The sequence below is a fragment of the Fundidesulfovibrio sp. YSD1 genome, assembly GCF_055397115.1.
This window is the reverse complement of sequence record NZ_AP043666.1, coordinates 3,047,377-3,073,472: the sequence shown is the minus strand read 5'-3', so window position 1 is coordinate 3,073,472 and position 26,096 is coordinate 3,047,377. Positions and strand designations below refer to the sequence as shown.

Annotated in this window: 26 protein-coding genes; 13 read left to right on the top strand and 13 right to left on the bottom strand. The window is 68.0% G+C overall.

All coding sequences use genetic code 11. The features are described from left to right. Positions 1-2 precede the first annotated feature (2 nt). Genes ACZ5V4_RS14315 through tsaA form a run of 12 tightly spaced genes read left to right on the top strand, consistent with a single transcriptional unit; the run spans position 3 to position 11,015 of the window. Positions 3-533: an NADH-quinone oxidoreductase subunit C gene (locus ACZ5V4_RS14315; protein ID WP_464315540.1), complete on the top strand. Its 531-nt coding sequence runs from the start codon at positions 3-5 to the stop codon at positions 531-533. Next, entirely contained in the window at positions 530-1,702 is a 1,173-nt protein-coding gene (locus ACZ5V4_RS14310) for an NADH-quinone oxidoreductase subunit D (protein WP_464315539.1), read from the top strand. The genes ACZ5V4_RS14315 and ACZ5V4_RS14310 overlap by 4 nt, the downstream gene beginning before the upstream one ends. After that, a complete protein-coding gene (gene nuoH, locus ACZ5V4_RS14305; protein ID WP_464315538.1) occupies positions 1,699-2,682 on the top strand; it encodes an NADH-quinone oxidoreductase subunit NuoH in 984 nt (327 codons plus the stop codon). Before ACZ5V4_RS14310 ends, nuoH begins: the two co-directional genes overlap by 4 nt. After that, positions 2,682-3,239 carry a 4Fe-4S binding protein gene (locus tag ACZ5V4_RS14300; protein ID WP_464315537.1) on the top strand — a complete coding sequence of 186 codons (558 nt, stop codon included), beginning with the start codon at positions 2,682-2,684 and terminating at the stop codon, positions 3,237-3,239. Before nuoH ends, ACZ5V4_RS14300 begins: the two co-directional genes overlap by 1 nt. Next, the gene (locus ACZ5V4_RS14295) at positions 3,236-3,748 is read left to right on the top strand and encodes an NADH-quinone oxidoreductase subunit J family protein (protein ID WP_464315536.1); all 513 of its coding nucleotides are present in this window, start codon (positions 3,236-3,238) and stop codon (positions 3,746-3,748) included. The genes ACZ5V4_RS14300 and ACZ5V4_RS14295 overlap by 4 nt, the downstream gene beginning before the upstream one ends. Next, positions 3,745-4,053 (top strand): NADH-quinone oxidoreductase subunit NuoK, encoded by a 309-nt coding sequence (locus ACZ5V4_RS14290; RefSeq protein ID WP_464315535.1) that lies wholly within the window; start codon positions 3,745-3,747, stop codon positions 4,051-4,053. Before ACZ5V4_RS14295 ends, ACZ5V4_RS14290 begins: the two co-directional genes overlap by 4 nt. Before the next feature lie 2 nt (positions 4,054-4,055). Then, complete coding sequence (locus ACZ5V4_RS14285) at positions 4,056-5,540, top strand: monovalent cation/H+ antiporter subunit D family protein (protein WP_464315534.1); 1,485 nt, start codon at positions 4,056-4,058, stop codon at positions 5,538-5,540. A 36-nt stretch (positions 5,541-5,576) separates the two neighbouring features. Then, positions 5,577-5,798, top strand: a complete 222-nt coding sequence (locus ACZ5V4_RS14280; RefSeq protein ID WP_464315533.1) for a hypothetical protein — start codon at positions 5,577-5,579, stop codon at positions 5,796-5,798. Further along, positions 5,788-7,581: a proton-conducting transporter transmembrane domain-containing protein gene (locus ACZ5V4_RS14275; protein WP_464315532.1), complete on the top strand. Its 1,794-nt coding sequence runs from the start codon at positions 5,788-5,790 to the stop codon at positions 7,579-7,581. Before ACZ5V4_RS14280 ends, ACZ5V4_RS14275 begins: the two co-directional genes overlap by 11 nt. Positions 7,582-7,633: 52 nt before the next feature. Beyond that, complete coding sequence (locus tag ACZ5V4_RS14270) at positions 7,634-9,175, top strand: complex I subunit 4 family protein (protein WP_464315531.1); 1,542 nt, start codon at positions 7,634-7,636, stop codon at positions 9,173-9,175. 1 nt (position 9,176) lies between these two features. Next, positions 9,177-10,598: an NADH-quinone oxidoreductase subunit N gene (locus ACZ5V4_RS14265; protein ID WP_464315530.1), complete on the top strand. Its 1,422-nt coding sequence runs from the start codon at positions 9,177-9,179 to the stop codon at positions 10,596-10,598. A gap of 9 nt (positions 10,599-10,607) precedes the next feature. Beyond that, a complete protein-coding gene (gene tsaA / locus ACZ5V4_RS14260) occupies positions 10,608-11,015 on the top strand; it encodes a tRNA (N6-threonylcarbamoyladenosine(37)-N6)-methyltransferase TrmO (RefSeq protein ID WP_464315529.1) in 408 nt (135 codons plus the stop codon). A gap of 25 nt (positions 11,016-11,040) precedes the next feature. On the opposite strand, the gene ACZ5V4_RS14255 is transcribed toward tsaA, so the two are convergent. From ACZ5V4_RS14255 to ACZ5V4_RS14195, 13 genes are all read right to left on the bottom strand, one after another. Continuing rightward, positions 11,041-12,372: a sigma-54-dependent transcriptional regulator gene (locus ACZ5V4_RS14255; protein WP_464315528.1), complete on the bottom strand. Its 1,332-nt coding sequence runs from the start codon at positions 12,370-12,372 to the stop codon at positions 11,041-11,043. Next, complete coding sequence (locus tag ACZ5V4_RS14250) at positions 12,365-13,588, bottom strand: PAS domain-containing sensor histidine kinase (protein ID WP_464315527.1); 1,224 nt, start codon at positions 13,586-13,588, stop codon at positions 12,365-12,367. Before ACZ5V4_RS14250 ends, ACZ5V4_RS14255 begins: the two co-directional genes overlap by 8 nt. Then, positions 13,582-14,724 (bottom strand): iron-containing alcohol dehydrogenase, encoded by a 1,143-nt coding sequence (locus ACZ5V4_RS14245; RefSeq protein ID WP_464315526.1) that lies wholly within the window; start codon positions 14,722-14,724, stop codon positions 13,582-13,584. Before ACZ5V4_RS14245 ends, ACZ5V4_RS14250 begins: the two co-directional genes overlap by 7 nt. Before the next feature lie 9 nt (positions 14,725-14,733). Continuing rightward, the gene (locus ACZ5V4_RS14240) at positions 14,734-15,570 is read right to left on the bottom strand and encodes a hypothetical protein (protein WP_464315525.1); all 837 of its coding nucleotides are present in this window, start codon (positions 15,568-15,570) and stop codon (positions 14,734-14,736) included. Positions 15,571-15,607: 37 nt separating this feature from the next. Next, on the bottom strand, positions 15,608-16,084 hold the full coding sequence (locus tag ACZ5V4_RS14235) for a ferritin-like domain-containing protein (protein ID WP_464315524.1): 477 nt from the start codon (positions 16,082-16,084) through the stop codon (positions 15,608-15,610). 22 nt (positions 16,085-16,106) lie between these two features. Further along, entirely contained in the window at positions 16,107-16,943 is an 837-nt protein-coding gene (locus ACZ5V4_RS14230; RefSeq protein ID WP_464315523.1) for an FAD/NAD(P)-binding protein, read from the bottom strand. Next, on the bottom strand, positions 16,940-18,010 hold the full coding sequence (locus tag ACZ5V4_RS14225; RefSeq protein ID WP_464315522.1) for a 4Fe-4S dicluster domain-containing protein: 1,071 nt from the start codon (positions 18,008-18,010) through the stop codon (positions 16,940-16,942). Before ACZ5V4_RS14225 ends, ACZ5V4_RS14230 begins: the two co-directional genes overlap by 4 nt. Next, on the bottom strand, positions 18,010-18,969 hold the full coding sequence (locus tag ACZ5V4_RS14220; protein ID WP_464315521.1) for a 4Fe-4S dicluster domain-containing protein: 960 nt from the start codon (positions 18,967-18,969) through the stop codon (positions 18,010-18,012). Before ACZ5V4_RS14220 ends, ACZ5V4_RS14225 begins: the two co-directional genes overlap by 1 nt. Then, complete coding sequence (locus tag ACZ5V4_RS14215; RefSeq protein ID WP_464315520.1) at positions 18,956-19,411, bottom strand: hydrogenase iron-sulfur subunit; 456 nt, start codon at positions 19,409-19,411, stop codon at positions 18,956-18,958. Before ACZ5V4_RS14215 ends, ACZ5V4_RS14220 begins: the two co-directional genes overlap by 14 nt. After that, positions 19,399-21,357 (bottom strand): 4Fe-4S binding protein, encoded by a 1,959-nt coding sequence (locus ACZ5V4_RS14210; RefSeq protein ID WP_464315519.1) that lies wholly within the window; start codon positions 21,355-21,357, stop codon positions 19,399-19,401. Before ACZ5V4_RS14210 ends, ACZ5V4_RS14215 begins: the two co-directional genes overlap by 13 nt. Then, the gene (locus tag ACZ5V4_RS14205; RefSeq protein ID WP_464315518.1) at positions 21,354-22,274 is read right to left on the bottom strand and encodes a CoB--CoM heterodisulfide reductase iron-sulfur subunit B family protein; all 921 of its coding nucleotides are present in this window, start codon (positions 22,272-22,274) and stop codon (positions 21,354-21,356) included. The genes ACZ5V4_RS14210 and ACZ5V4_RS14205 overlap by 4 nt, the downstream gene beginning before the upstream one ends. Next, positions 22,271-22,834: a 4Fe-4S dicluster domain-containing protein gene (locus ACZ5V4_RS14200; protein ID WP_464315517.1), complete on the bottom strand. Its 564-nt coding sequence runs from the start codon at positions 22,832-22,834 to the stop codon at positions 22,271-22,273. The genes ACZ5V4_RS14205 and ACZ5V4_RS14200 overlap by 4 nt, the downstream gene beginning before the upstream one ends. An 86-nt stretch (positions 22,835-22,920) precedes the next feature. Further along, positions 22,921-24,102, bottom strand: a complete 1,182-nt coding sequence (locus ACZ5V4_RS14195) for an iron-containing alcohol dehydrogenase (RefSeq protein WP_464315516.1) — start codon at positions 24,100-24,102, stop codon at positions 22,921-22,923. 968 nt (positions 24,103-25,070) lie between these two features. On the opposite strand from ACZ5V4_RS14195, the gene ACZ5V4_RS14190 reads away from it, so the two are divergent. Further along, positions 25,071-26,093, top strand: coding sequence for a molybdopterin-binding protein (locus ACZ5V4_RS14190; RefSeq protein ID WP_464317837.1), 1,023 nt, complete (start codon positions 25,071-25,073; stop codon positions 26,091-26,093). The last annotated feature ends 3 nt before the right edge of the window (positions 26,094-26,096 follow it).

The following is a 26,096-nucleotide window of genomic DNA, read 5'->3' as shown; positions in this document are numbered from 1 at the left end:
ACATGCCGGAACTGACTTCCCGCCTGGGCCTGGCCCTGCCTTCAGGCTCCTCGGGCCGCGACGCGGCCCTGGTCATCGCGCCGGAGGACCTGCGCCTGGTGGCCGAGCGCATGCTCTGCCAGGACTGGTTTTTGGAGGACATCACCGGCCTGGACGTGGCCGAGGGGGTGGCGCTGCTGTACCACTTCGCCCACTGGGAGCGCCCCGGGCGCGTGGTGCTGCGCGTGCTCCTGCCCCACGACGACCCGGTGTGCCCCTCCATCGAGGGCATCTACCCCGGGGCGTCCTGGCACGAGCGCGAGACCCGCGACTTCTTCGGCGTGGAGTTCACGGGCGCGGCCAACGACACCCCGCTGCTCCTGGCCGAGCGCCTGGACCCGCCGCCGCTTCTCAAGGCCCCCATAGCCAGGGTCTCCACCAACCAGCTCTGGCCCCACGGCGAGTGGGTGGGCCACGGCACCGGGCATTCCCTGGCCGAGGAGCTCATGGCCGCGTGCGGCCCCGAGGACGCCCCCGGGGAGGAGCGCTCATGAGCTTCACCGCTCCCGACCCGTGCGCCGGGCTGGAAGGCGACTTCTACGCCCGGCACTTCGCCCTGGAAGCCAAGGACGATTCGCTGATCCTGAACATGGGGCCGCAGCACCCCTCCACCCACGGCGTGCTGCGCGTGATCCTGGAGCTCGACGGCGAGTACATCCTCAGAAGCGAGCCCGTGCTCGGCTACATCCACCGCATGCACGAGCACATGGCCCAGAACAGGGCCTACATCCAGTTCTTCCCCAACATGGGCCGCGTGGACTATCTGCACGCCCTGGCCTGGAACTGGGCCTGGGCCGGGGCGGTGGAGCGCCTGGCCGGGATCGAGGTGCCCGAGCGCGCGGAGTATATCCGCGTGATCTGCACGGAGCTCAACCGCGTCAACTCGCACCTGCTCTGGTGGGGAGCCTACCTTCTGGACCTGGGGGCGGTGACGCCCATCATGTACGCTTTCGAGGACCGCGAGCTGATCATGGACATCCTCCAGGAGCTCACGGGCTCGCGCCTGACCTACGCGGCGTTTCGCTTCGGCGGCATGTGCGCGGACATAAGCCCCACCTTCGCGGCCCGCACCCGCAAGCTTCTCGAGCGCATGCCCGAGCGCCTGGAGATGTACCGCGAACTGGTCACGGGCAACGTGATCCTGCGCGGCCGCCTGGAGGACGTGGGGCACATCGACCGCGTCACCGCCCTGCGCTACGGGGCCACCGGCCCGGTGCTGCGCGGCTCGGGCGTGCCCTACGACGTGCGCCGGGCCGAACCCTACGGCGTGTACCACCGCTTCGACTTCGCCGTGCCCGCCTACCCCCAGGGCGACTCCATGGCCCGCTACATGGTGCGCATGGACGAGATAGAGGCCTCGCTCGAGATCATCCGCCAGGCCTTGGACGGCCTGCCCGAGGGCCAGTTCATGAACCCCGACGCCCCGCGCGGCAAGTGGAAGCCCCCGGCGGGCGAGACCTACTTCGCGGTGGAGGGCGCGCGCGGCAAGATCGGCGTGTACCTGGCCAGCGACGGCAGCGAGATACCCTACCGGGTCAAGCTGCGCTCCCCCAGCTTCTCCAACCTGAGCCTGTTCTCGGAGATCGCCCAGGGCACCCTGCTTTCAGACGCCGTGGCCATCCTGGGCAGCCTGGACCTCGTCATCCCGGAGATCGACAGATGAGCGACTTCATCCCCGGCGAACTGATCCGCCTCGTGGTCGCGCTGGTGGCCATCATGGGCTTCGTGGCGGCCAACGGCATGATGCTCCTCTACGTGGAGCGCAAGGTGGCGGGCCACGTGCAGCGCCGCCCCGGCCCCTTCGAGGTCGGCCCCCACGGCCTGTTCCAGGCCCTGGCCGACGCGGGCAAGCTGGTGGGCAAGCAGCTGGCCACCCCGGCGGGGGCCGACGCCCTGCTCTTCTGGACCGCGCCGCTCATGGCCTTCATGCCCGTGCCGCTCTCCTTCATCGCCATGCCCTTCGGCGAGAACCTCTGGGGGTTGGCCACCAACGTGGGCATCCTGCTCATCCTCTCCTTCGCGGGCTTCAACGTGCTGGCCTTGTGCCTGGCGGGCTGGGCTTCCAACAACAAATGGTCGCTTCTGGGGGGAGCGCGCGCCGTGTCGCAGGCCGTGGCCTACGAGATTCCCCTTCTGCTCTCGGTGCTGGCCGTGTGCATGATGTCCGGCAGCCTGGACCTGCGCGAGATGGCCGCGCACCAGGGCCACTGGCCCTGGCAGTGGAACGTGCTGGTGCAGCCCCTGGCCTTCTTCATCTACTTCGTGTGCGCCGTGGCCGAGACCAACCGCGCCCCCTTCGACCTGCCCGAGGCCGAGTCCGAGCTCACGGCGGGCGTGCACACCGAATACTCGGGCATGGGCAACGGCATCATCTTCCTGGCCGAATACGCCAACATGCTGGTGGTCAGCTGCGTGGCCACGGTGCTCTTCCTGGGCGGGTCCAACGGGCCGTTCGCGCCCGGGCCGTGGTGGTTTTTGGCCAAGATGTACGCCCTGGTCACGCTGATCATCTTCATGCGCTGGACCTATCCGCGCGTGCGCTTCGACCAGCTTCTGAACCTCAACTGGAGATGGCTCATGCCCCTGGCCCTGGCCAACCTGGTGCTGACCGCGTTCTTCACCAAGCTCTTCGGGGGCGCGTGATGAACCTGGCAACAGCCGTCAAGCAGGCCCTCATTGGGCTTGGCAGCATGTTCACGGGCCTCAAGGTCACCGGGACCAACTTCTTCAGACCCCAGGAGACCATCCACTACCCCCGCCAGGAGGTGGACACCCTCTCCACCTTCCGGGGCCACATCGAGCTGGTGGGCGAGGACGCGGACCCGGCCAAGGCCCGCTGCGTGGGCTGCGGGCTGTGCATGGAGCTCTGCCCATCCAACTGCATCCGCGTGGAGGCCGAGGACCCGCCGCCGAGCAACGGCATCTGCTACCCCTCCCAGGTGGCCTCGGAGATGCTCATGCCCACCCCGCGCTTCCGGGCCGCGCCCCCGAGCCAGGAGCCAGTGGCGCGAAAACTCCTGGGCTACCATCTGACCTACCACACGTGCAGCCTGTGCGGGCTGTGCGTGCAGAACTGCCCGGCGGGGTCGCTGCGGTTCTCCTCCAACGTCTACTTCGCCGGGACCTCGCGCTCCACCTTCGAGATCGACCTCATGGCCCGCCTGGAAAAGCAGGCCGGAAAAAGGGGGCATCGCCCATGAAAGAGCTGGTTGTTCAGGCGTCGTTCGCGCTCTATGCCTTGATGTCGCTCGGCGGCGCGGTGTGGGCCGTGACGGCGAAAAGCCTGGTGCGCGCGCTCCTGGGGCTCGTGGTCTCGCTCATGGGCGTGGCCGCGCTCTACGTGCTTATCGCGGCCCCGCTGGTGGCGCTGATGCAGATGCTCATCTACGTGGGCGCGGTGGTGGTGCTCATCTTCTTCGCCATCATGCTCACCAGGGCCCAGGCCGAGGCCGAGGAAAGCTCCGGCAAGGGCCGGAGGGCGCTCGTGGTCGCGGGAGCGGCGGCGCTCGGCGTGGCGGGATTTCTCGCGGCGGCCGTCATCAAGCACGGCCCGGCCGAGTCGCTCACGGCTTCGGAGACGGCCCCGGGCGAGTTGGGGAAGCTCTTCCTCAACGAATACGTGCTCGGCTTCGAGGTGATCTCGGTGGTGCTCTTCGCGGCCATGGCCGGGGCGGTGCTTTTGACCTTCGAAAGGAGGAAGGGACGGTGAGTTCTCTCGCCCTGTATCAACTGGTGGCCTTCGGGCTCCTGGCCGTGGGGCTCTTCGGGCTGTTTTCGCGCTCGAGCCTGGTGGGCATGCTCATAAGCGTGGAACTGATGCTGAACGGCGCAGGGCTCTCCGTGGTGGCGGCCGGGCAGCTGACCCCCATGCCGGACGCTGTCAGCCAGGCGACCACGCTCTTCATCATGGGCCTGGCCGCTGCCGAGTCCACGCTGGTGCTGGCCATCGTCTACGTGGTGCGCAAGCGCTTCGGCCAGGCCCAGAGCGAAACCGTTTCCGAGCTCAAGGGGTGATCATGACCGACTTCATCGAAAGCCCCCGGCTGCTCCTGCCCCTGGCCATCACCTTCGCGGCCCCGCTCCTGGTCTGGCGCATGGGCAAGAACCCCAACGCGCGCGAGGCCGTGAGCTTCGCGGCGGGCTTCCTGGCCTTCGCCTGCGTGCTCTGGCTCGCCCCGGCGGTGCTTACGGGCAAGGTGTGGACGTGGCGCATGTTCACCCTGCTGCCGGGCGTCACCGTGAGCTTCTGCGCGGACGGGCTCTCGCTCATCTTCGCGCTGGTGGCCTGCTTCCTGTGGATGTTCGCCACCAGCTACAACATCGGCTACATGCGCTCGCTCAACGAGCACGCCCAGACCCGCTACTTCTTCTGCTTCGCCGTGGCCATCTTCGGCGCGCTCGGCGTGGCCTTCTCGGCCAACGTCTTCACGCTCTACCTGTTCTACGAGCTCATCACCATCTTCACCTACCCCCTGGTGGCCCACCACCAGGACGAGGAAGGGTTTGCCGGCGCGCGCAAGTACATGGTCTACCTGATGGGCTCCTCCAAGCTCTTCCTGCTGCCCGCCATGGTGCTGACCTACGTGCTGGCGGGCACGCTGGACTTCAACCTCCAGGACGCGGCGCGCGGCATGTTTCCGCCGGACGCCAACCCCACGCTCGTCTCGGTGACGTACTTCCTCTACCTCTTCGGGCTGGCCAAGGCGGCCATCATGCCCCTACACAACTGGCTGCCCGGGGCCATGGTCGCGCCCACGCCGGTCTCGGCCCTCTTGCACGCGGTGGCCGTGGTCAAGGCGGGCGTGTTCTCTCTCAGCCGCGTGATGCTCTCGGGCTTCGGGGTGGAGCTTCTGGACAAGCTGGGCCTGGGCATGGCCACGGCCTACCTGGCGGCCTTCACCCTGGTGGCCGCCTCGGTGATCGCCCTGACCAAGGACGACCTCAAGGCCCGCCTCGCCTACTCCACGGTGAGCCAGCTCTCCTACGTGATCCTGGGCGTGGCCCTGCTCACGCCCATGGCCGTGAGCGGGGGGCTCACGCACATCGCGCACCACGCCTTCTCCAAGATCACGCTCTTCTTCGCCGCCGGAGCCATCTACGTGGCCGCGCACGTGAAGAAGATAAGCCTGATGGACGGGCTCGGGCGCAGGATGCCCTTCACCTTCGGGGCCTTCGCCCTGGCCAGCCTCTCCATGATCGGCGTGCCGCCCTCCTGCGGGTTCGCCACCAAGTGGCTGCTGGCGGGCGGGGCGCTCGAAGGGGGCAAGATGGTCATCCTCGTCGCCCTGGGGCTCTCCACGGTGCTGAACGCCGCGTACTTCACGCCCATCATCTACCGGGCCTTCTTCAAGCCCGCGCCCGAGGGCGGGGAGCACCACCACGGGGGCGAGGCTCCCCTGACCATGGTGGTGCCGCTCTCGCTCACGGCCGCCATCTCCATCTACCTGGGGCTTTTCCCCGAAACCTTCCTTCGCTTCGCCAAGGCCATGGGAGGCTACTAGCATGCACGCAACCGCAACCTCCTTCAGGACCAAGCCATGCTGAAATCCACAGCCGCGCGCATATTCCTGGCCGCCCTGGCCGCGCTCCTGGCCGCGAACCTGTTCATCCGGCCGGACCATCCGCACTTCGGGGCCGAGAGCGCGTTCGGGTTCTGGGCCGCCTTCGGCCTGGCGGCGGGCCTGGCCCTGATCGCCCTGGGCGGGCTCGGGCTCGGACCCCTGACCCGCTTCCCGGAGGAGGACTCCAATGAGCGCTGATGCGGGCTTCTTCTTCAATCCGGCGCTCGCGTTCATCGTCGTGGCCGCCGCGCTGCCCTTCCTGGAGCGCTTCAAGGGCTGGCGCTGGCTCACGCTCGTGCCTCCCGCGCTGACCCTGGGCCTGGCCGCCTCGCTGACCGTGGCCGTGCAGGCGGGCCCCCTGGAACTCGGATCGTTCGAGTGGATGGGCATGCATCTCTCGACGGGCCGGGTGGACAAGCTCTGCCTGGTGTTCGTGTGGGTGTTCGCGATGCAGTCGGTGCTGGCGGGCGTGTATTCGCTGGACGCCAGGACCCCGGGGGAACCGGCCGCCGCCGCGCTGCACGCGGGCGGGGCCTTCGGCTGCCTCTTCGCCGGGGACTACGTGACGCTCTTCATCTTCTGGGAAGTGACCACGCTCGGCTCCACGCTGCTCATCTGGCTCAGGCGCTCGCCGTCGGCCATCGCCGCCGGGTACCGCTACTTTCTCTTCCACATCTTCGGCGGGGTGCTCCTGCTCTTCGGCCTGATCCTTCGGGCCAAGGCCACGGGCAGCTTCGCCTTCGGCCAGATGGACGTGGCCAGCCTGCACTACTACGATTGGCTGATCCTGGGCGGTTTCGCGGTGAACGCCGCCGTGGTGCCCCTGCACGCCTGGCTCTCCGACGCCTACCCCGAGGCCTCGGCCATGGGCGCGGTGTACCTTTGCGCCTTCACCACCAAGACCAGCGTGTACGTGCTGGCCCGGGCCTTCCCGGGCCTCGAGGTGCTGACCATGCTGGGCGCGGCCATGACCCTCTACGCCGGGCTCTACGCCATCGTGGAGCACGACGCGCGCCGGTCGCTGGCCTACCAGACCATCGCGCAGGTGGGCTTCATGGTGGCCGGCGTGGGCATCGGCAGCGAGCTGGCCATCAACGGGGCCTGCGCCCACGCCGTGGCCCACGTGGTCTACAAGGGGCTCATGTTCATGACCGTGGGCGCGGTGCTCACCAGCGCGGGGACCACGCGCATGGACCTGGTCGGCGGGATCGGGGCGCGCCTGCCCCTGGTGGCCGCCTGCTACATGGCCGCCGCCGCGAGCACGTCCGGGCTGCCGCTGTTCTCGGGCTTCACCACCAAGTCCATGACCATCTCCGCCGCCTTCGAGCACGCGAAGTGGCTGGGCGTCGTCCTGGAGCTCGGGGCCCTGGCCGCCATCGTGGGCGTCGGGATCAGGCTGCCCTGGCTGCTCTTCTTCGGCGAACGCAAGGGGCCTGAAACGCTCGAGCCCGTGAGCGTAAACCGCAAGGCCGCCATGGTGGCCGCCGCCGCGCTCTGCCTGGGCATCGGCGCGGCCCCGGGGGTTGTCCAGTCCATCCTGCCCTTCAAGAGCGACTTCCACTTCTACTCGGGCTTCACGGTGCTCCAGTCGCTCACGCTCACGGGCTTCGCGGGCCTGGCCTACATGCTCGGCCGCAAGTGGGTGGCCCCGGTGCCGGGACGCCTGGCGGACTTCGACATGTTCTTCGCCATGCTCGGCAGGATCTTCTTCAGAATCGTCTCCACCCCTCTGGCCTGGGTGGACGGAGTCTGGAGCGAGGTCTACCGCACCCAGGGCCTGCGCGGGCTCATGGTCCAGGCCCAGGCCTCGGCCGTGTTCGACCGCAAGGGCATCGACACCGTGGTGGACGGGGCGGCCCACCTGACGGCCCACGCCGGGCGCGCGGCCGCATCGGCCCAGACCGGCAGGCTCCAAGCCTACCTGACCGCGTCGGCGGCCATCGCGGCGGCCGTGTTCGCGGCTGTGTGGCTTTTCTCGTGAGGGCGCGAGCGAACGTGACCCGGCCCATCACAGCGATCAACCAGGAGAACGCATGACTTCCTCCGGCGGATTCCCCATCCTCTCCGCGCTCATGATCCTGCCGCTCGTGGCGGCCGTGATCGTTCCCTTCCTGCGCGGCGACCTGGCCGTGCGGGGCTTCACCCTGGCCGTGGGCCTGGCCGAACTGCTCCTGAGCATCCCGCTCTACGGGTTCGACCCGGCCCTGCCCGGGTTCCAGTTCACGGAGCTTCGCGCCTGGGTGCCCCAGTGGGGCCTCCACTACCACCTGGGCCTGGACGGGCTGAGCCTCTTCATGGTCATGCTCTCGGTGGCGCTCCTGCCCCTGTGCGTGCTCTGCTCCTGGACGTACATCAAGGCGCGCATCAAGGAGTTCCACATCTGCCTGCTGGTGATGACGGCCGCGTGCGTGGGGGTGTTCTCCGCGCTCGACTTCGTGCTCTTCTACATCTTCTGGGAGGCCATGCTGGTCCCCATGTTCCTGCTCATCGCGGTGTGGGGCGGCCCCGAGCGGCGCTACGCGGCCCTCAAGTTCTTCCTCTACACTTTGGCTGGCAGCACGCTTCTTCTGGTGGCCATCATCGCCTTCCGCGCGGTGGGCGGCAGCTTCTCCATCCCGGAGCTCATGGGCCAAGGGTTCTCGGAGTCCTTCCAGCGCTGGACGTTCCTGGCCATGGCCCTGGCGTTCGCCATCAAGGTGCCCATGTTCCCCTTCCACACCTGGCTCCCCGCCGCGCACGTGCAGGCCCCCAGCGCGGGGAGCGTGATCCTGGCGGCCGTGCTCCTCAAGATGGGCACCTACGGCTTCATGCGCTTCTGCCTGGGGCTCACGCCCGAGGCCAGCCAGTTCTTCGCGCCCATGATGATCGCGCTCTCGGTGATCTCCATCCTCTACGGCGGGCTCACGGCCCTGGGCCAGACCGACCTCAAGCGCATGGTGGCCTACTCCTCGGTGGGACACATGGGCTTCGTGACCTTGGGCATCTTCATGTTCAACATCCAGGGACTGGCCGGGGCGCTCTTGCAGATGCTCAACCACGGCATCACCACGGGCGCGCTCTTCATCATGCTCGGCCTGGCCTACGAGCGCAGCCACAGCCGCGAGATGGCCGACCATCAGGGCATGGGCAAGTACCTGCCCGCGTTCATGGGCATGTGGGGGCTTTTCGCCATGTCGTCGCTGGCCTTCCCCGGAACCAACAGCTTCGTGGGCGAACTCCTGGTGCTCACCGGGGCCTTCTCCGCGAACCTCTGGGCCGCGTTCCTCTCAATCCCCGGGGCCATGCTGGCCGCCGCCTACATGCTGCGCGCCACCCGGACGATGGCCTGGGGAGCGCCCTCCACGGCGAAAAACTGGGCGGACCTGAACAGGCGCGAGTGGGCCACGCTCATTCCCCTGGCCGCGCTGGTGCTCTACCTCGGGTTCGCCCCGGGGCTGGCGCTCAGGACCATCGAGCCGTCGCTTGCGCGCCTGCTGGCCGGAGTGAACAAGCCCCAGGCCGCCGAGCGCCTGACCACCCAGGCCGCGCCGCCAGCGCCCAGGCCTGCAAGCCCCATCGTGGCGGAGGTGAACTGACATGAGCGCCACGCTTTTCCTGCCCGAGATCGCCATGGCCCTTGTGGTCCTGGCCTTCTTCCTGGAGACGCTCGGTTTCGAGTCCCTGGCCTGGCTCAAGGGAAAGATGGTCCCGCTGGCCGCGCTCGCGGCGCTGGTGGCGGCCTCCAGCATGGGCGCGCGCGGCGAGGCCTTCGCGGGATGCTACCGCGTGGACGCCCTCTCGCAACTCTTCAAGCTGGCCGTGGCGACTGGCTTCGCGGTTGTCTGCGCCATGGCCCCGGCCCCGGCGCAGGTGGCCAAGGAGAAGAGGCCGGACTACTTCATGCTCCTGGCCGTCTCGGCCTTCGGGCTCATGCTCCTCTCCTCCGCCGCCGAGCTGACCACCATGTACCTCTCGCTGGAGCTGGCCTCCCTGAGCCTCTACGCCGTGGTCCCGCTGCGCGCCGAGAGCCGGGGCGCGGCCGAGGCCGCCGTGAAGTACATCCTCTACGGAGCCATGGTCTCGGCGCTCTCGCTCTATGGCCTATCCTTGATCATGGCCTCGCAGCACAGCACCATGCTGGCCGAGCTCGCCTCCAAGCCCTGGAGCATGGCCCAGGCCCCGCTGGCCGTGCTGGGCCTCAGCCTCTACCTGTGCGGGTTCTTGTTCAAGCTGGCGCTGTTCCCGTTCCACTTCTGGGCCCCGGACGTGTACCAGGGCGTGGGCAACGAGGCCGCCGCGTTCGTCTCCACCCTGCCCAAGCTTGGCGCGGTGGCCGTGCTGGTGCGCCTGGTGGGCGAGGCGGGCCTGAGCGCCCAGACCGGCACGGTGCTCGCCGTGCTGGCCGCGTTCTCCATGACCGTGGGCAACCTCTCGGCCCTGGTGCAGAAGGACCTGAAGCGCCTGCTGGGCTACTCGGCCGTGTCCCACGCCGGGTACGCCACCATGGGCCTGGTGGCGGGCGGCCCCGAGGGCCTGGCCTCGGCCGCCTTCTACGGCGTGTGTTACCTGCTCATGAACCTGGCGGCCTTCTTCGTGATCTGCCGCTTGTCGCCCGACGGCTCCAACCTGACGCTCGAGAGCCTGAACGGCCTGTACAAGCGCTCGCCGGGCCTGGCCTTCGTGCTCCTGGCCGCCGCGTTCTCGCTGGTGGGCCTGCCGCCCACGGCCGGGTTCACGGGCAAGTTCTTTTTGCTGGCCTCGCTGTGGGGCAAGGGCCACGACTGGCTGGTGATCGTGGCCGTTCTGAACACGGCCATCGCCATCTACTATTATCTGAACATGGTGCGCCACGCCTACACGGCCGAACCCGCCGAGTTCGCCCAGGGGGCGATCGACCCGGCCCCGGCCTCGCGCCCGCTGCTCGGCGGGGTGCTGGCCGTGGCGCTGCTGGCCGCCGGAATCTTCCCGGCCCCGCTCTTCTCCCTGGCCCAGGCCGCGGCGCAGCTGGCCCTGCCCTAGAAGGATGACGTGGAGAACGTGAGCCTGCCCGTGATCGGCGTGATCCGCACGCCCGTCACCCACCGCGAGGACCTGCCCCGCCAGGCAAGCATGCGCAAGGATTTGACCGGCCGCGCCGAACTCAAGCCCGAGTACGCCGCCGGGCTGGACGGCGTGGCAGGATGCGGCAAGGTCTGGCTGTTCTTCGCCTTCCACGGGATTGGGGAGGATGACGTGGAGCTCGTCACACGCGCGCGCCACGACGGGATCGTCAAGGGCGTGTTCGCCACGCGCTCGCCCAAGCGGCCCTCGCGCATGGGCGCGACTTTGGTGGACGTGATCCGCGTGGACGGCCCGGTGATCGAGTTCGCCGGGGTGGACATGCTGGACGGCTCGCCGCTTCTGGACGTGAAGCCCTTCCTGGACGAAGAGGGCTAGAGGCCTCGACGCCCGTTCGGGCGCATCACTCCAGCGAATACTCCAGAATCTTCCTGTAGAGGGTCTTGCGGCTGATGCCCAGCGACTGGGCCGCCAGCGAGCGGTTGCCGCCGTGGTGCTGGAGCACGCGCTTGATGTGCGCGCGCTCCACGGCCTCCAGCGAGAGCGTGCCCTGCTGGTCCTCCCCCTTGTCCAGAAGCTCGCGCGGCAGCGCCCGCTCCGTGATCAGCCGGTTCTCGGCCAGGATCATGCCCCGCTCGATCACGTTGCGCAGCTCGCGCACGTTGCCCGGCCAGGAATAGCCCATCAGGCAGCGCATGGCCCCTTCCGTCACCGTGCAGGCGGCCTGGCCCGCGCCCAGGCGGCCCAGGAAGTACTCCACCAGGAGCGGGATGTCCTCCTTGCGCTCGGCCAGGGTGGGGATGTGGATGTTGAAGACGTTGATGCGGTGCAGGAGCGCCTCGTGGAAGCGTCCCTCCTCCACCTCTGTCTGGAGGTTGCGGTTGGTGGCGAACAGCAGGCGGATGTCCGTGTGGCGTTCATCCTTCTCGCCCACGCGGCGGTAGCTCTTGCTCTCCAGCACCCTGAGCATGGAGCCCTGCACCTCGAGCGGCAGCTCGCCGATCTCGTCCAGGAAGAGCGTGCCGTGGTGCGCGAAGGTCATCAGGCCTTCCTGGTCGTCGGTGGCCCCGGTGAACGCGCCCCGGCAGTGGCCGAAGAGCTCGCTGCGCGCCAGCTCCTTTTGCAGTGTGGCGCAGTTCTTTATGATCAGCGGCTTGTCCGCGCGCCCGCTGGCCGAGTGGATGGCGTGGGCCACCACGTCCTTGCCCACGCCGGAGTCGCCGGTGATGAGCACGGGCACCTCGGTGGGGGCCACCTTGTCCACCAGGTAGCGGATCTCCTTGATGGCCTGGGACACGCCGATGAGCCTGGGCGGCTTCACGTTCATCTGCGAGTGCTTGAGGCTGCGGTTCTCGCGCCCCAGGCAGACCCGCTGCCAGGCCCGCTCGATGACGATCTCCACCTCGTCGAGCTTGAAGGGCTTGGTGATGTAGTCGTAGGCGCCGTGCTTCATGGCCTCCACGGCGCTGTCGATGTTGCCGTGGCCGGTGATCATGATCACCTCCACGTCCGGGATGCGCCCGCGCATCTCCACCAAAAGGTCCAGGCCGTTGGCGTCTGGCAGGCGCAAATCCAGCACCACCACGTCGTACTGGGTCTTGCGGCAGAGGTCCCTGGCCTGGCGGCCGGACGAGGCCGTGTGCACCACCCGCGTGGGCGTGGAGAGTTCCTTCTTGAAAAGCTTGGTCAGGGACTGCTCGTCGTCGACCACGAGAACGGTATAGGCGCTAGTCACGATTCTGGTCCTGGTTGGAGGGGAGCCTGACGATGAAGCGCGACCCCTTTCCGGGCTCGCTGAACACCAGGATTTCGCCGCAGTGCTCCTTGACGATGGTGTAGCACGTGGACAGCCCGATGCCGATGCCCTTGCCCACCGGCTTGGTGGTGAAGAAGGGCTCGAAGAGCTTGTCCTGGTGCTCCTTGGGGATGCCGCAGCCCGTGTCCGAGACCACCAGGCCCACGCCCTCGTCCGCCTCGGGGTAGGTGCGGATGGAGATGGAGCCCGCGCCGCGCCCGGTCTGGTCCACGGCGTCCAGGGCGTTGATCAGCAGGTTGAGCAGCACCTGCTTGAGCTGCGGTTCGTCGCCCCGGATGTGCGGCAGGTCCTCGGCCAGGTCGGTCACGAGCTTGATGCGCAGGTCCTTCTGCTTCAGGTGGCTGCGCAAAAGCTTGAGCGTGTCCTCCACCACGGCGTTCAGGTTCACCGGGGAATAGCCGGCGGAGGTGGGCCTGCTGAAGGTCAAAAGCGTGCGCACGATGTCGCGGCAGCGCGTGCACTCCTGGAGGATGGTCTGCACGTAGTCGTTGATGTCGTCCAGATCGGGCCCCGGCTGCAACTGCATGCGCGAGACGCGGCGCTGGATGCCCTCGGCGAAGCCGGAGATGGAGGCCAGGGGGTTGTTCACCTCGTGGGCCACGCCCGCGGCCAGCATGCCCACGGTGGCCATCTTCTCGGCCTGGTAGAACTTGGCCTGGTACTCCTTCTCCATGGTCACGTCGCGCTTGAAGATCAGGATGCGCCGCTCGTTCTTGTCCGGGTCGCGGATGGGCGAGGCCACCATCTCGAACTGGCGGTTCTTGCTGCCCACCTTGAAGATGGCCGTCTCGCGGCAGATGCCGCCGGTGACGAAGGAGCGGTGCGCCGGGCACTCCGGGCAGGGGTGGGTCTCGTTGCGGAAGATCTCGTAGCAGTAGCGGCCCTCGGGGTCCTCGATGCCCATGGCCTCGCGGAAGACGTGGTTCACGGAGATGATGCACAGGTCCTCGGAGAGGACCATCATGATGTCCGTGATGCCGTCCAGGATGGCCGCGATCTCGCGGCGGCTGCGCTCGGACTCGAGGTTGGCGTCCTGGAGTTCCTCCAGCTTCTGGCGCAGCTCCTGGTAGAAGCCCAGCTTGCAGTGCTCGATGCCGATCAGGTCTTCGACCGAGGTCTGGCGGGAACTCACCATGCAGCCTCGCAGATGGACAGAAGGCTCTGCGCGTCGGCCTGGCGCGGGTTGGTCAGGTTGCAGGCGTCGCCCACGGCCGCTCCGGCCAGCTTGCCCAGGGGCGAGCGGTCCGGGAGGATGTCGCGCAGGCGCACGGGCACGCCGAGCTTGGCGAAGTACCCGCGCAGCCCCTCGATGCCCTCCTCGGCGGCCGCCTCGTCCGTGAGGCCCTCGCGCCTGAGGATCAGCCTGCCGATGGCCCCCATCTTCTCCGGGCAGGAGGGCGCGTTGAAGCGCATCACCTCGGGCAGCAGGATGGGGTGCACCAGCCCGTGCAGGATGTCGAACATGCCGCCCAGCGAATGCGCCAGGGCGTGCCCGGCCCCGAGGCCCGCGTTGCTGAAGGACATGCCCGCGGCCGTGCTCGCTATGGAGAGCTGCTCCAGGGCGTCGATCGAGCGCTCCTCCACGGCGGCGTTGAAGTGCCTGAGGATCAGCTCGATGGCGCGCAGGGCCTGGAGTTCGGTGAACGGCGAGGCGATGCGCGACACGTAGGACTCCACGGCGTGGGCGAAGGCGTCGATGGCCGAGGCGATGATCAGTTCCTGGCTCTTGGTCAGCAGGATGAGCGGGTCGATGATGGAGATGTTGGGCACGAGCGAGCGGCTGATGATCGACATCTTGAGCTGGCGCGAAACGTCCGTGATGATGCAGAACTGCGAGATGTCCGAGCCGCTGCCCGCCGTGGTGGGCAGGAAGATCATGGGCGGCAGGGGCCGCTCCACGCGGTTCGCGCCCTCGTAGTCCGCGATGAGCCCGCCGTTGCCCGCCACGATGGCGATGCCCTTGGCCGCGTCGATGGGGCTGCCCCCGCCGATGGCTATGATCACGTCGGCCTTGGCGTCCAGGTAGAGCTCCGCCCCGGTGTGCACCTGGTGGTCGCGCGGGTTGGAGTTGACGTCGCCGTAGTAGACCCACTCCAGGCGGTCGGCCTCCAGGATGGCGGTCAGGCGCTCCACCCAGCCCGAGCGCTCAAGGCCCTCGTCGCTGACCAGGAGCACCCTTTTCGCGCCCAGGCGCCTGGCGCACTGGGCCGCGTGGACGATGGCCCCCCGGCCGAAGATGATCTCGGGAATCGCGAACTTCGTGGCGTTCATGCTGGCCCCTTAGCGCACCATCTGGCACTGCCCCGCCGCGCGCCTGCCCGGATGGCGCAAAACCACGACGCGGCCGTCCTGGCGCTGGCGGAAGGAAGCGATATACCCCAGGTCGGCCAGGGTGCTCAAGGCCGGAAGGGCCTGTCCGGCGAACACGGCCGGGTCGGTGGCGCATCTGCCGCAAAGAAGGCGTAGCCTGTCCAGGTCCAGGAGGCAGGCCTCGGTGCCCAGCACGCAGAGAAGCCCGGCCAGCCACTTGGTCAGAGGCCGTTGCCCCAGGCCGAAGCGCAGCAGGGCCAGGGCATTCAGGCCCTCCACCTCGCGCAGCGCGGCCAAGGCCTCGCCCGAGACCTTCACCCGGCAGACTCCGAGGCCCCTGTCCACGAGCACGGATTCGAGCAGCTGCAGGCAACAGCCGAAGCGCTGGTCCTCGATCTCGATCCTGGCCGAGGCCAGCCTGAAGAGGCTCGCCTCCAAACGCACGACGTAGGACGGCGTGGCCTTGCGCCCGATGCCGAGCAGAAACTCGCGCATGAGTTGCCGCCCCGGGCGGCCGCGCCTGAGCTCCCGGAGCACGCAGCCCAGGAACACGTCCAGGTCGAACTGGTCCAGCACGTCGCCGGAGTAGCGCGCGCCGGCCTGGCCGGGCAGCACGTTCAAGGGAGCGCGGTGCGCCCTGGCGGCCTGACGCACGTGCAGGGCGGGAAAGAGGTCACAGGCCAGAAAGAGCGCGCCGTCCGCGCCCAGGAGCGACCCCGGGGAGGGCAGCGCCGGGGCGCGGTTCGGGTTGACCGGAGGCGGCTCGAAGACGCCTGCCGCGTCGAGGGCGAATTCTTCGAGAAACATGCTTCCTCCCGGGCCGCCGCATGGGCGGGCGAAAAGCCTACCCCTTGAGCAGCGCGGCCAGTTGCCTGAGGTGCCGGCGCTCCTCCTCGATGCACTCCCAGATGTGCGGGTGCTCGGAGCCGGGCACGAGCTGGAGCATCTCCTGGAAGAAGAGCATGGAGTCCTTCTCGAGCTTCATGGCCGCGTGCACGGCGTCCTCCAGCGAGCCCGCCGCGTCCATGAGCGCGCCCGCCTGCTTGGGCGAAAAAAGCGCGTGGGAGTCGAGCAGGGCCGAGAGGTAGTCGCCGTACTCCTCCATGGTGCTCCACGCGGGCAGCTCGGCCTTGCCCACGCGGGCGGCCATGGCCGAGAAGAGCTGCTCGTGCCTGGCCTCCTCGGCGGCCAGCCCCTCGAAGAAGCGCTTCACCTGCGCGTCCGGGCTCACCGAGGCCATCCTGCGGTACACCACCTGACCGCGCTTCTCCATCTCCACGGCTGCGCCGATCACGTCGGCGGCGCTGAAGAATTCAGCCATTTTTCCTGTCCTTTGCGGTTCGTTACAGTTCGTTGGGAAGCCCCTTGAGCTGGGCGCGGGTGAACACCGGGCCGTCCACGCAGACGTAGCTCTCGCCGATGTTGCACCGCCCGCACAGGCCCACGCCGCACTTCATGCGCTTCTCCAGGGTGGTCACGATCTGCTCGTCGCCGAAGCCCAGCGCCGTCAGGGCCTCCAGCGTGAACTTGATCATGATCGGCGGGCCGCAGGTGACGGCCACGCAGTTGTCCGCCTTCGGGGCCATCTCGCGCAGCACGTTGGGGATGAGCCCAACGCGGTGCTCCCACCCTTCGGCCTCGCGGTCGATGGTCAGAACGGTGTCCAGGTCGTCCCGGCCGAGCCACTCGGGCAATTCGGCCGAGAAGGCCATGTCCTGCGGGCTGCGCGCGCCGTAGAGCAGGGTGATCCTGCCGTAGTCCGCGCGGTTGTCCAGCATGAAGAGCAGAAGCGTGCGCAAGGGGGCCATGCCTATGCCTCCGCCAACGAATACCACGTCCTTGCCCTTCATGTCTTCCCAAGGGAAGTGATTTCCCAGGGGGGCGCGCACGCCCACCTTGTCGCCCGGCCGCAGGCCGTGCAGGGCCGTGGTCACCTCGCCCGCGCGCATCACGCTGAACTGGAGGTACTCCATGCGCGTGGGCGGGGAGTTGATCACGAAGGTGGACTCGCCCACGCCGAACACGGAGAGTTGGCCCACCTGGCCGGGTTGGAAGCTGAAGGAATCCATGCGCCCCGGGGCGTCCAGGCGCACGCGGAAGGTCTTGATGTTGGCGGTCTCCTGCACGGTCTCCACGATGGTGGCCATCTCGGGCAGAAGGGGATTGGGCACTCCAGTCATGACGCTTGCTCCTGGGTCTTGCCGTGGGCGCGCTCGATGGCCGCGAGCACGATCTCGCGGATGTCCACCCCTGCCGGGCAGCTCCTGATGCAGCGCCCGCAGCCGCAGCAGGCCACGGCTCCGCCGTGCAGCCCGGGGTAGTAGCTGAACTTGTGGCCCACGCGGTTTTTCAGCCTGTGGGCCTTGGTGGGCCTGGGGTTGTGGCCGCTGGCCTCCAGCGTGAACTGAAAGGACATGCAGTTGTCCCAGGTGCGGATGCGCCTGCCCTCGAGCCCGGTCGATTCGTCCGTGATGTTGAAGCAGTAGCACGTGGGGCAGAGGTACGTGCAGGCCCCGCAGCTTACGCACTTGGCCGACATTCGGGTCCAGAAATCCATGTCGTCGAAGACCGCCAGCAGGCTCTCGCGGCTGGGCGCCACGTCCGGGGCGTGGCCCAGGGTTTCGAGGGCCTTCTCGCGCGTGGCCCGGGCCTCGCCCTCGTACTTGGCCGCGTCCTTCAGATGCGGCGAGCCAAGCAGGGCCTCGCCCTTTTCCGTGACGGCCTCGGCCACCCAGCCGCCCTTGACCGGGGTGAGCAGCACGTCCGAGCCCCTGGGGTCGGCCGGGCCGGAGCCCACCCAGTGGCAGAAGCAGGCGCTTCCGGCCTCCTCGCAGGCCAGGGTGACGAAGGCCGTGGACGCGCGCCTGGCCGCGTAGCAGGGGTCGCGCACCGCGTCGGTGTCGTAGACCCTGTCGTACACGGTGAAGCCGCGCGCGCCGCAGGGCCTGGCCCCGAAGACCACGGTCTGGCCTTCGGGCAGGGTCTCGACGACGCTCAGGTTCGTCCTGGAGGGGTCCTCGGGGTCCTTGGCGCGCGAAAACCTGAGGATCTCCTCGCAGGCCGGGAACACCGGGTCCTTGGGCGCGGTGACCGCGTCCCTGGCCATCTCCACCCGCGCCCCGGGGGCGTAGTCGACGAAGACCACCACTCCGTCCTTGCGCACCGGGGCCACCAGGCGGCGCCCCTCGGCCAACTCGTCCAGCCAGGCGGTCAGGGACGTGTCCGGCAGAAACCTCGTGGAGCCCATCACCACCCCCGTTCGTTTATTCTGGCCTCCTCCACCTGGAAGGTGAAGAGCGGAGGCACGGCCTGGGGATCGACCCCGGCCTGGTAGTCGAAGAGTTCCTTCACCACCTGGGCGGTCTTTCGCTTGAGCGCCAGGATGGGGATGCCCACGGGGCAGGCGCGCTGGCACTCGCCGCACTCGGTGCAGCGCCCGGCCAGGTGCATGGCGTGGATCATCTGGAACATGAGCTTTTCCTTGGCAGTGTCTTCCTGGGTCAGCCAGTGCGGGTCTCGGGTCTGGGCGATGCAGTGGTCGCGGCAGACGCACATGGGGCAGGCGTTGCGGCAGGCGTAGCAGCGGATGCAGCGCTCCATGACCCTGGCCCAGTAGGCGAAGAGCTCGCCCGGGGCCATGGCCTCCAGTTCGCCCAACTGCTCGGCCGCCGCGTCGCGGCCCATGGCCGGGGCCAGGGGGTCGCCCGCGAAGTGGTCGAAGACCAGGGCGTTGGGGAACTGGCAGTTCAGGCACTTGTCGGCCTTGGCTTCCTCCCAGGGGATCAGCGTCACGCCGTCCGGCGTGGTCAGGCTCACGTTCGCGCCCTCCCGCGAGGCCGCGCTCACCCGGTCGAGCCCGCCCACCCTGGCCGCGATCTTGGAGTGGTCCACCACGCCCTCGCAGGGCAGGCCGAAGATCACCAAGTCCTCTCGGGCTACGAGCTTTTCTTGCAGCAGTTGCACCACGGAGCGGCTGTCGCAGCCCTTGAGCAGCACGCCGACCTTCTTGCCCTTGAACCCGGTCAGGTAGGTGGCCGGGTTGTGCACGTTGAACGCGCCCCAGACGAGCCTGTCCACGTCCTTTTCGCCGCGCATGAAGAGCGGCGTGGACGAGGCCGGGCTCCAGCCGCGCTCCCAGCCGATCACGCAGTCCAGCCCGGGCAGGGCCTCGCGGATCTTCTCCTTGATCTCGTCAAGCGGCTGCACTTTCGCCTCCCTTGCCCGCGAACGCGGCGCGTACCGGCGACGGCCCCAGGGCGTGCACCTGCTCCGTGAAGGTGGTCACCACATGCTGCCAACGCTGGCCCTCAGAGGCCGAGACCCAGGTGTACTCGAAGCGCCCCGGCTCAATGCCCAGGATGGGCAGCGTGCGTTTCAGGACTTCCAGGCGGCGGCGCGCGTAGAAGTTGCCCTCGGCGTAGTGGCAGTCGCGCGGGTGGCAGCCCGAGACGAGCACCCCGTCCGCCCCGCCCAGGAGCGCCTTGACGATGAACAACGGGTCGATGCGCCCCGAGCAGGGCACGCGCACGATGCGCAGGTCCGTGGGCTGGGTGAAGCGGCCCACGCCCGCCGTGTCCGCCCCGCCGTAGGAGCACCAGTTGCAAAGAAACCCGATGATGCGCAGCTCCCTGCCTGCTAGAACCGGCATAAGGCCTCCACCTCCGCGAGAATCTGGTTGTCCGTGAAGTGCTCGAGTTGCACCGCGCCCTGCGGGCAGGTCACGGCGCAGATGCCGCAGCCCTGGCAGACCGTCTCGATCACCTCGGCCTTGACCTGGCCACGCACGTCGATCATGTGGATGGCCCCGAACGGGCAGGTGGACTCGCACTTGGCGCAGCCCACGCAGCGGGAGATGTTCACGTGGGATATCTGGGGGTCGCTCTCGAGCTTCTCCTTGGAGAAAAGCCCGAGCACCTTTGCCGCGGCCGCGCTGCCCTGGGCCACGGAGGACGGGATGTCCTTGGGGCCCTGGGCGCACCCGGCCAGGTACACGCCCGCCGTGTTGGTCTCCACGGGTTTCAGCTTGGGGTGGCCCTCCATGAAGTAGCCGTAGGCGTCGTAGGAGATGCGAAGCTTCTCGGCGAGCTCCGGCGAGCCCTTGGCCGCCTCGGCCCCGGCCGCCAGCACCACCAGGTCCGCCTCCACCTCCACCTGCGTGCCCAAGAGCGTGTCCGCCCCGCGCACCAGGAGCTTGTCGCCCTTGGGATAGATCATGGACACGCGGCCGCGCACGTACCTGGCCCCGTACTCCTCCATGGCCCGGCGGGTGAACTCGTCGTACATCTTCCCGGGGGAGCGGATGTCCATGTAGAACACGTAGGACTGCGAATCCGGGATGTGGTCCCTGGTCAGGATGGCCTGCTTGGCCGTGTACATGCAGCAGAAGCCCGAGCAGTACGGCCTGTTCACGGACTTGTCGCGCGAGCCCACGCACTGCACGAAGACCACGGTCCTGGGTTCGCGGCCGTCGGAGGGGCGCTTCACGTGCCCGCCGGTCGGTCCGGAAGCCGAGAGCAGGCGCTCGTACTGGAGCGAGGTGATCACGTCCGGGTAGCGCCCGGCCCCGTACTGGCCGTATTTCGTGTGGTCGAAGAGGTCGAAGCCCGTGGCGGCCACGATGGCCCCCACCTTCTCGGCCACCACCTCGTCCTCCATCTGGTAGTTGATCGCCCCCGTGGGGCAGACCTTGGCGCACACGCCGCACTTGCCCTTGACGAACTGGCGGCAGAACTCGCGGTCGATCACGGCCTTCTTGGGGATGGCCTGCGGGAACGGGATGTTGATGGCCGGGGCCCCGCCAAGGCCCTCGTTGAAGCGGTCCAGGGACTTCTTGCTCGGGCACTTCTCCATGCAGGCCCCGCAGCCCGTGCACTTGGACCAGTCCACGTAGGAGGCCTTCCTGCGCACCTTCACGTCGAAGTTGCCCACGTAGCCCGAGACTTCCTCCACCTCCGCGTAGGCGTACAGCGTGATGTTCGGGTGCTGGGCCACGTCCACCATCCTGGGACCCAGGATGCAGCTGGAGCAGTCCACGGTGGGGAAGGTCTTGTCGAGCTTGGCCATCTTGCCGCCGATGGAGGAGGTCCTCTCCACGAGGACCACCTCCATGCCGCCGTCGGCGCAGTCCAGCGCCGCCTGGATGCCCGCCACGCCGCCGCCGATGACCATCACCCGCCGCGTGATGTCGAAACGTTTCGCCGTGAGCGGCCTGTCGCGCCGAAGCTTCTCCACCGCGATGCGCACCAGGTCCGTGGCCTTGTTGGTGTTGGCCACGCGGTCCTTGCCGATCCAGGAGACGTGCTCACGGATGTTGGCCATCTCCAGCATGTAGCGGTTGAGCCCGGCGCGCTCCACGGCGCGGCGGAACGTGGGCTCGTGCATGCGCGGGCTGCACGAGGCCACCACCACGCCGTCCAGGCCCTTGTCGCGCACCGCCTGGATGATGCCCTCCTGCCCGGGCTCCGAGCAGGAGTACATCACGTCCTCGGCGTGGACCACCTCGGGGAACTCCATGGCCGCGCGGGCCACGGAGGCGGTGTCCACCGTGCCCTCGATGTTGCTGCCGCAGTGGCAGACGAAGACGCCTATCTTCATGCCTTGACCCCCGATGCCCCGGCGTGGGCCGCCTGCACGTTGGCCGCGGCCACGGCGCAGAGCACGCGCGCCGGGCTCACGCAGATCTTGTCGAACCCGAGCGAGGACTCGGGCAGGCCCAGGGCCAGGCCCATGAGCTGGGTGAAATAAAACACCGGCATCCCGAAGGACGTGTGGTGCGCCCGCGCGGCCTGGTCCTGGCGCAGGTCCAGGTTCATCTGGCACAGCGGGCAGGCCGTGACGAGCGCGTCCGCGCCCAGGGCCCTGGCCATGCGCAAAAGCCTGCCGGAGAGCTCGGCCACCACGTCCCTGCGCGGCACCCCGAACGAGGCCCCGCAGCACTCCACCTTGAGCGGGAACGGCACGACCTCCGCGCCCATGGCCCGCATGATCTTGTCCATGGCCGTGGGGTTCTCGTGGTCGTCGAAGTCCATGAGCTCGGGCGGGCGGTTCATGATGCAGCCGTAGTACGGCGCGAGCTTGACCCCGCGCAGGGGCTTGCGCGTGGCCCTGGCAATGGCGTCCGCGCCCACGTCCTCCAGAAGTATCTGGAGCACGGACTTGGCCTGGACCCTGCCCTCGCAGGGCGTATCCAGCAGGGCGTTCACCCTGGCCCTGAAGGCCGCGTCGCGCATGCGGTGCTCGGCCGTGCGCAGGTTGGTCAGGCAGCTCGGGCAGGGCGTGGCCACCACGCCGTGGCCCATGGACTCCACCCTGGCCAGGTTGCGCGCGGACAGGGCAGCCGACAGCGCGTGGTCCACGGTGTGCGCCGGGGTGGAGCCGCAGCAGCTCCAGTCCGGCACGTCGGCAAGCTGAACGCCCAGGGCCGCGCACACCGCGCGCGTGGAGCGGTCGTACTCCACGGAGGTGCCGAGCCCGGAGCAGCCGGGATAGTAGGCATAGGAGAGCGTGCTCACAGCCGCCCCCCCTGCTCCTCGAAGCGCCTGAAAATCTTTTCCATCTCCTGGACTCCCTTGATGGGGTGGGGCCTAAGCGACAGCTTGCCCTTGGGCAGGATGCGCGGGGCCAGGTCGACGTCGGTCCAGACCCGTCCGGTGCGGGCCACGTAGGAGGCCAGGAGCCCGGCCTCGAAGACCCGGCCGTGCCTGCGCACCGAGCCGAGGAAATCGTCCCAGAACACCTTCACTGCCCGCTCCGGGGCCTTGCCCGCGCGCCTGGCCATGTGGCGCAGCACGTCCACGACCCTGGCCACGTCGATGCCGTTGGGGCAGCGCGTGGTGCAGGACTCGCACGTGGCGCACAGCCACAGCGACCGGCAGGAGAGCACGGCCTCGCGCTGGCCTGCCTGGACCAGGCGCATGATCCTGCTCACGGGGATGTCGTAGGCGAAGGTGTAGGGGCATCCGGCGGTGCAGTTGCCGCACTGGTAGCACAGGTCCACGTTCTGGCCGCTCTCGGCCTGGACCTCGGCGATGAAGGCCGCGTCGCGGCTCGCGTTCAGATCGATGACGTCCATGGTGCGCTTCCCGGGCCTTGGGCTGTTTGCCCGGCCGGCCGGGGAGGGGCGGTCCTCCCCGGCGCGTCCGGAATTGAGGGCGGATGCTAGAGGGCCGCGGTGTAGATGGCGGCGACGTCCTTGTCGGTGGGGCAGCGGGGGTTGGTGAGGCCGCAGGCGTCCTTCTGGGCGTTCTTGGTCATGGTGCCGATGTCCTCGGCCTTCACGTCCTTGCCGTAGCGCTTGCCGAGCTCCACCAGGCCGGCGGGGATGCCCACGTCGGAGGAGAGCTGGCGGATGGCGGAGAGGGCCAGTTCGGCGGCGGCGCGCGGCGACAGGCCGGAGATGTTCTCGCCCATGAGCTCGGCCATCTTGGAGAAGCGCTCCACCTTGGCGATGAGGTTGAACTTCTCCACGTGGGGCAGGAGGATGGCGTTGCACTCGCCGTGGGGCAGGTCGTAGAAGCCGCCCAGCTGGTGGGCCATGGCGTGCACGTGGCCCAGGCTCGCGTTGTTGAAGGCCATGCCGGCCAGGTACTGGGCGAAGCACATGGCCTCGCGGGCTTCCAGGTCGCTTCCGTTGGCCACGGCCTTGCGCAGGTACTTGAAGACCAGCTCGATGGCCTTTTCGGCGCAGGCGTCGGTCATGGGGTTGGCGATGGTGGACACGTAGGCTTCCACGGCGTGGGTCAGGGCGTCCATGCCGGTGGCGGCGGTGAGCGCCGGGGGCATGCCGACCATGAGGATGGGGTCGTCGATGGCTATGTTCGGGGTCACGCGCCAGTCAACGATGGCCATCTTCACCTTGCGGCTGGTGTCGGTGATGATGCAGAAGCGGGTCATCTCGGAGGCGGTGCCCGCGGTGGTGTTCACGGCCAGGTAGGGGGGCATGGGCTTGGTGGACTTGTCCACGCCCTCGAAGTCGTGGATCTTGCCGCCGTTGGCCACCACGAGGCCCACGCCCTTGCCGCAGTCGTGCGAGGAGCCGCCGCCCAGGGTGATCAGGCTGTCGCACTTGTTCTTCTGGTAGACCTCGACGCCCTTGTGCACGTTGTCGTCGGTGGGGTTGGGGATGGTGTCGTCGTAGACCACGTAGGACATCTTGGCCGCGTCGAGCAGGTCGGTGATCTGCTTGCAGATGCCGGCCTTCACGATGCCCTTGTCGGTGACGATGAGGGGCTTGGAACCGCCCAGGGCCTTGATTTTCTCGGGAATGGCCTTGGAGGCGCCAATGCCGATCAGGGTGACGCTGGGAATGAAGAAACCGTAAACCTGTTCGATCACAGCCATGATGTCCATCTCCTTGGGGTTGGGGTTGTGGACTGAAGTCTTGAACCTTTCGCCATTCCCCTAGGCAACAATCAGGCCAACGATTTTCATCAATAATTTTAATATATTGAAAAAGCGCGGACATCCGCGCGTCCCCTGCCGGTCGCAAAATGTCTTCCCGGCCCGGCCCGGCCCGCGTCCGCGAGCCCTCCGGAAACCGACCCAATTAAAAATAAAATCGTGATTTTAAGCTGATAGCCGCGAGTGTGGCATAATGACCTAGCGGAAGCGGCCCGTGTGGCAAAATGCCCCTTCCTCGGCGCCGCGAGGCTGGCCGGGAGGGCGACGGCAGGAGTCGAACAGCGCCGTTTCCTTTTGACCCAAATCCCGGGGCGCGTGGCTCCTTTTTTCACACCCCGCCAAGCCGAGCATCCACGCGCCCTCTCCCGCTCCTTGGGGGGCCGCGCCCCGGCCAGCGCGGCCGTGATTGGGTGTTTTTGTCTGTCCTGACCGGTGTTTCCCGCCCGCCCAGCACGTATCACGCTGGAATGTCACGATTTGATTTTTTGGCGTGCTCTTTGCTCGGACAAACTGATACGGCAATCATGTTAAAGTTAGCATAATGCCAGCCGGATTGATCCCAAGAGGTATCCGTACGCGAGACGCCATGACCATGACTGCATTTCGCCAGAACTCGATCCGCATCGTCGCGGATACCGCGTCGTCATTCCCCTCATCTGGCGCTCCCGGACGGGCTTGTGAATCTGCCTTTCCCCGTTTCCACGCAATAAACACCGTCACAGTCTGATTTTAATTTTCTTGACTTCAAGACAAAGCAAAGCCATGCCCACAAACATGCCAAAAGTGATATATATCACGACAGACACAACCAAAGTCCGCCCCTCGCGCCCACGGGCGCAATGGGCGCGCCCGGCGGCATCCTGCCTTGCCCTCCGCAAAGGAGCGACCCCATGCGCATGATGAAAGGAATGAAGGCCATCCCCGTGGAGGACGCCGTGGGCGCGGTGCTCTGCCACGACATCACCCGCATCGTGCCCGGCCAGGCCAAGGGCGCGGCCTTCCGCAAGGGCCACGTGATCACCCGCGACGATATCCCGAAGCTCCTCACCGTGGGCAAGGAGCACATCTTCGTCTTCGACCTGAGCCAGGGCTTCGTGCACGAGGACGACGCGGCCGTGCGCCTGGCGCGCCTGGCCGCCGGGCAGGGCTTGAGCTTCTCGACCCCGTGCGAGGGCAAGGTGAGCCTCACGGCGTCCCGCCATGGCCTCCTCAAGGTGGACGTTGAGCGCCTGGCCGCCCTCAACTCCGTGCCGGACATGGTCTTCGCCACGGCCCACTCCAACCAGGCCGTGGAGCCGGGCCGCGTGGTGGCCGGGACGCGCGTGGTGCCCCTGGTGATCGAGGAGGAGAAGCTCACCCGGGTGGAGGTGCTCCTCGCGGGTGGCCCCATCATCGAGGTGAAGCCCTTCAAGTCCGCCAGGGTGGGCATGGTCACCACGGGCAGCGAGGTCTTTTCCGGGCGCATCCGCGACGGGTTCGGCCCGGTGGTGCGCCGCAAGTTCGAGGAGCTCGGCAGCGAGGTCTTCCGCCAGATCGTGGTCAACGACGAGATCCCCATGTGCGTCTCGGCCATCCGGGAGCTTCTGACCGAGGGCGCGGAGATGATCGTGGTCACGGGCGGCATGTCCGTGGACCCGGACGACCAGACCCCGGCAAGCATCCGCGAGGCCGGGGGCCGCGTGGTCAGCTACGGAGCGCCCGTGCTGCCCGGGGCCATGTTCATGCTGGCCTTCATCGGCGAGGTTCCCGTGCTCGGGCTGCCCGGGTGCGTGATGTACCACAAGGCCAGCATCTTCGACCTGCTGGTCCCCAGGCTTCTGGCCGGAGAGAAAGTAGAGGCGCGCGACATCGCGGCGCTCGGCCACGGCGGGCTGTGCATGGCCTGCCCCGAGTGCCGCTATCCCACGTGCCCGTTCGGAAAGGGACGCTGACGC

Excerpts from the sequence above, each read along its gene's own strand:
- ACZ5V4_RS14245 (WP_464315526.1), bottom strand. The coding sequence starts at position 14,724 with ATGAACGCCACGAAGTTCGCGATTCCCGAGATCATCTTCGGCCGGGGG.
- ACZ5V4_RS14250 (WP_464315527.1), bottom strand. The coding sequence starts at position 13,588 with ATGGTGAGTTCCCGCCAGACCTCGGTCGAAGACCTGATCGGCATCGAG.
- ACZ5V4_RS14210 (WP_464315519.1), bottom strand. The coding sequence starts at position 21,357 with ATGAAGATAGGCGTCTTCGTCTGCCACTGCGGCAGCAACATCGAGGGC.
- ACZ5V4_RS14315 (WP_464315540.1), top strand. The coding sequence starts at position 3 with ATGCCGGAACTGACTTCCCGCCTGGGCCTGGCCCTGCCTTCAGGCTCC.
- ACZ5V4_RS14285 (WP_464315534.1), top strand. The coding sequence starts at position 4,056 with ATGACCGACTTCATCGAAAGCCCCCGGCTGCTCCTGCCCCTGGCCATC.
- ACZ5V4_RS14275 (WP_464315532.1), top strand. The coding sequence starts at position 5,788 with ATGAGCGCTGATGCGGGCTTCTTCTTCAATCCGGCGCTCGCGTTCATC.
- ACZ5V4_RS14300 (WP_464315537.1), top strand. The coding sequence starts at position 2,682 with ATGAACCTGGCAACAGCCGTCAAGCAGGCCCTCATTGGGCTTGGCAGC.
- ACZ5V4_RS14235 (WP_464315524.1), bottom strand. The coding sequence starts at position 16,084 with ATGGCTGAATTCTTCAGCGCCGCCGACGTGATCGGCGCAGCCGTGGAG.
- ACZ5V4_RS14225 (WP_464315522.1), bottom strand. The coding sequence starts at position 18,010 with ATGGGCTCCACGAGGTTTCTGCCGGACACGTCCCTGACCGCCTGGCTG.
- ACZ5V4_RS14195 (WP_464315516.1), bottom strand. The coding sequence starts at position 24,102 with ATGGCTGTGATCGAACAGGTTTACGGTTTCTTCATTCCCAGCGTCACC.
- ACZ5V4_RS14265 (WP_464315530.1), top strand. The coding sequence starts at position 9,177 with ATGAGCGCCACGCTTTTCCTGCCCGAGATCGCCATGGCCCTTGTGGTC.
- ACZ5V4_RS14270 (WP_464315531.1), top strand. The coding sequence starts at position 7,634 with ATGACTTCCTCCGGCGGATTCCCCATCCTCTCCGCGCTCATGATCCTG.
- ACZ5V4_RS14215 (WP_464315520.1), bottom strand. The coding sequence starts at position 19,411 with ATGCCGGTTCTAGCAGGCAGGGAGCTGCGCATCATCGGGTTTCTTTGC.
- ACZ5V4_RS14310 (WP_464315539.1), top strand. The coding sequence starts at position 530 with ATGAGCTTCACCGCTCCCGACCCGTGCGCCGGGCTGGAAGGCGACTTC.
- ACZ5V4_RS14240 (WP_464315525.1), bottom strand. The coding sequence starts at position 15,570 with ATGTTTCTCGAAGAATTCGCCCTCGACGCGGCAGGCGTCTTCGAGCCG.
- ACZ5V4_RS14280 (WP_464315533.1), top strand. The coding sequence starts at position 5,577 with ATGCTGAAATCCACAGCCGCGCGCATATTCCTGGCCGCCCTGGCCGCG.
- ACZ5V4_RS14230 (WP_464315523.1), bottom strand. The coding sequence starts at position 16,943 with ATGACTGGAGTGCCCAATCCCCTTCTGCCCGAGATGGCCACCATCGTG.
- nuoH (WP_464315538.1), top strand. The coding sequence starts at position 1,699 with ATGAGCGACTTCATCCCCGGCGAACTGATCCGCCTCGTGGTCGCGCTG.
- ACZ5V4_RS14295 (WP_464315536.1), top strand. The coding sequence starts at position 3,236 with ATGAAAGAGCTGGTTGTTCAGGCGTCGTTCGCGCTCTATGCCTTGATG.
- ACZ5V4_RS14190 (WP_464317837.1), top strand. The coding sequence starts at position 25,071 with ATGAAGGCCATCCCCGTGGAGGACGCCGTGGGCGCGGTGCTCTGCCAC.
- ACZ5V4_RS14200 (WP_464315517.1), bottom strand. The coding sequence starts at position 22,834 with ATGGACGTCATCGATCTGAACGCGAGCCGCGACGCGGCCTTCATCGCC.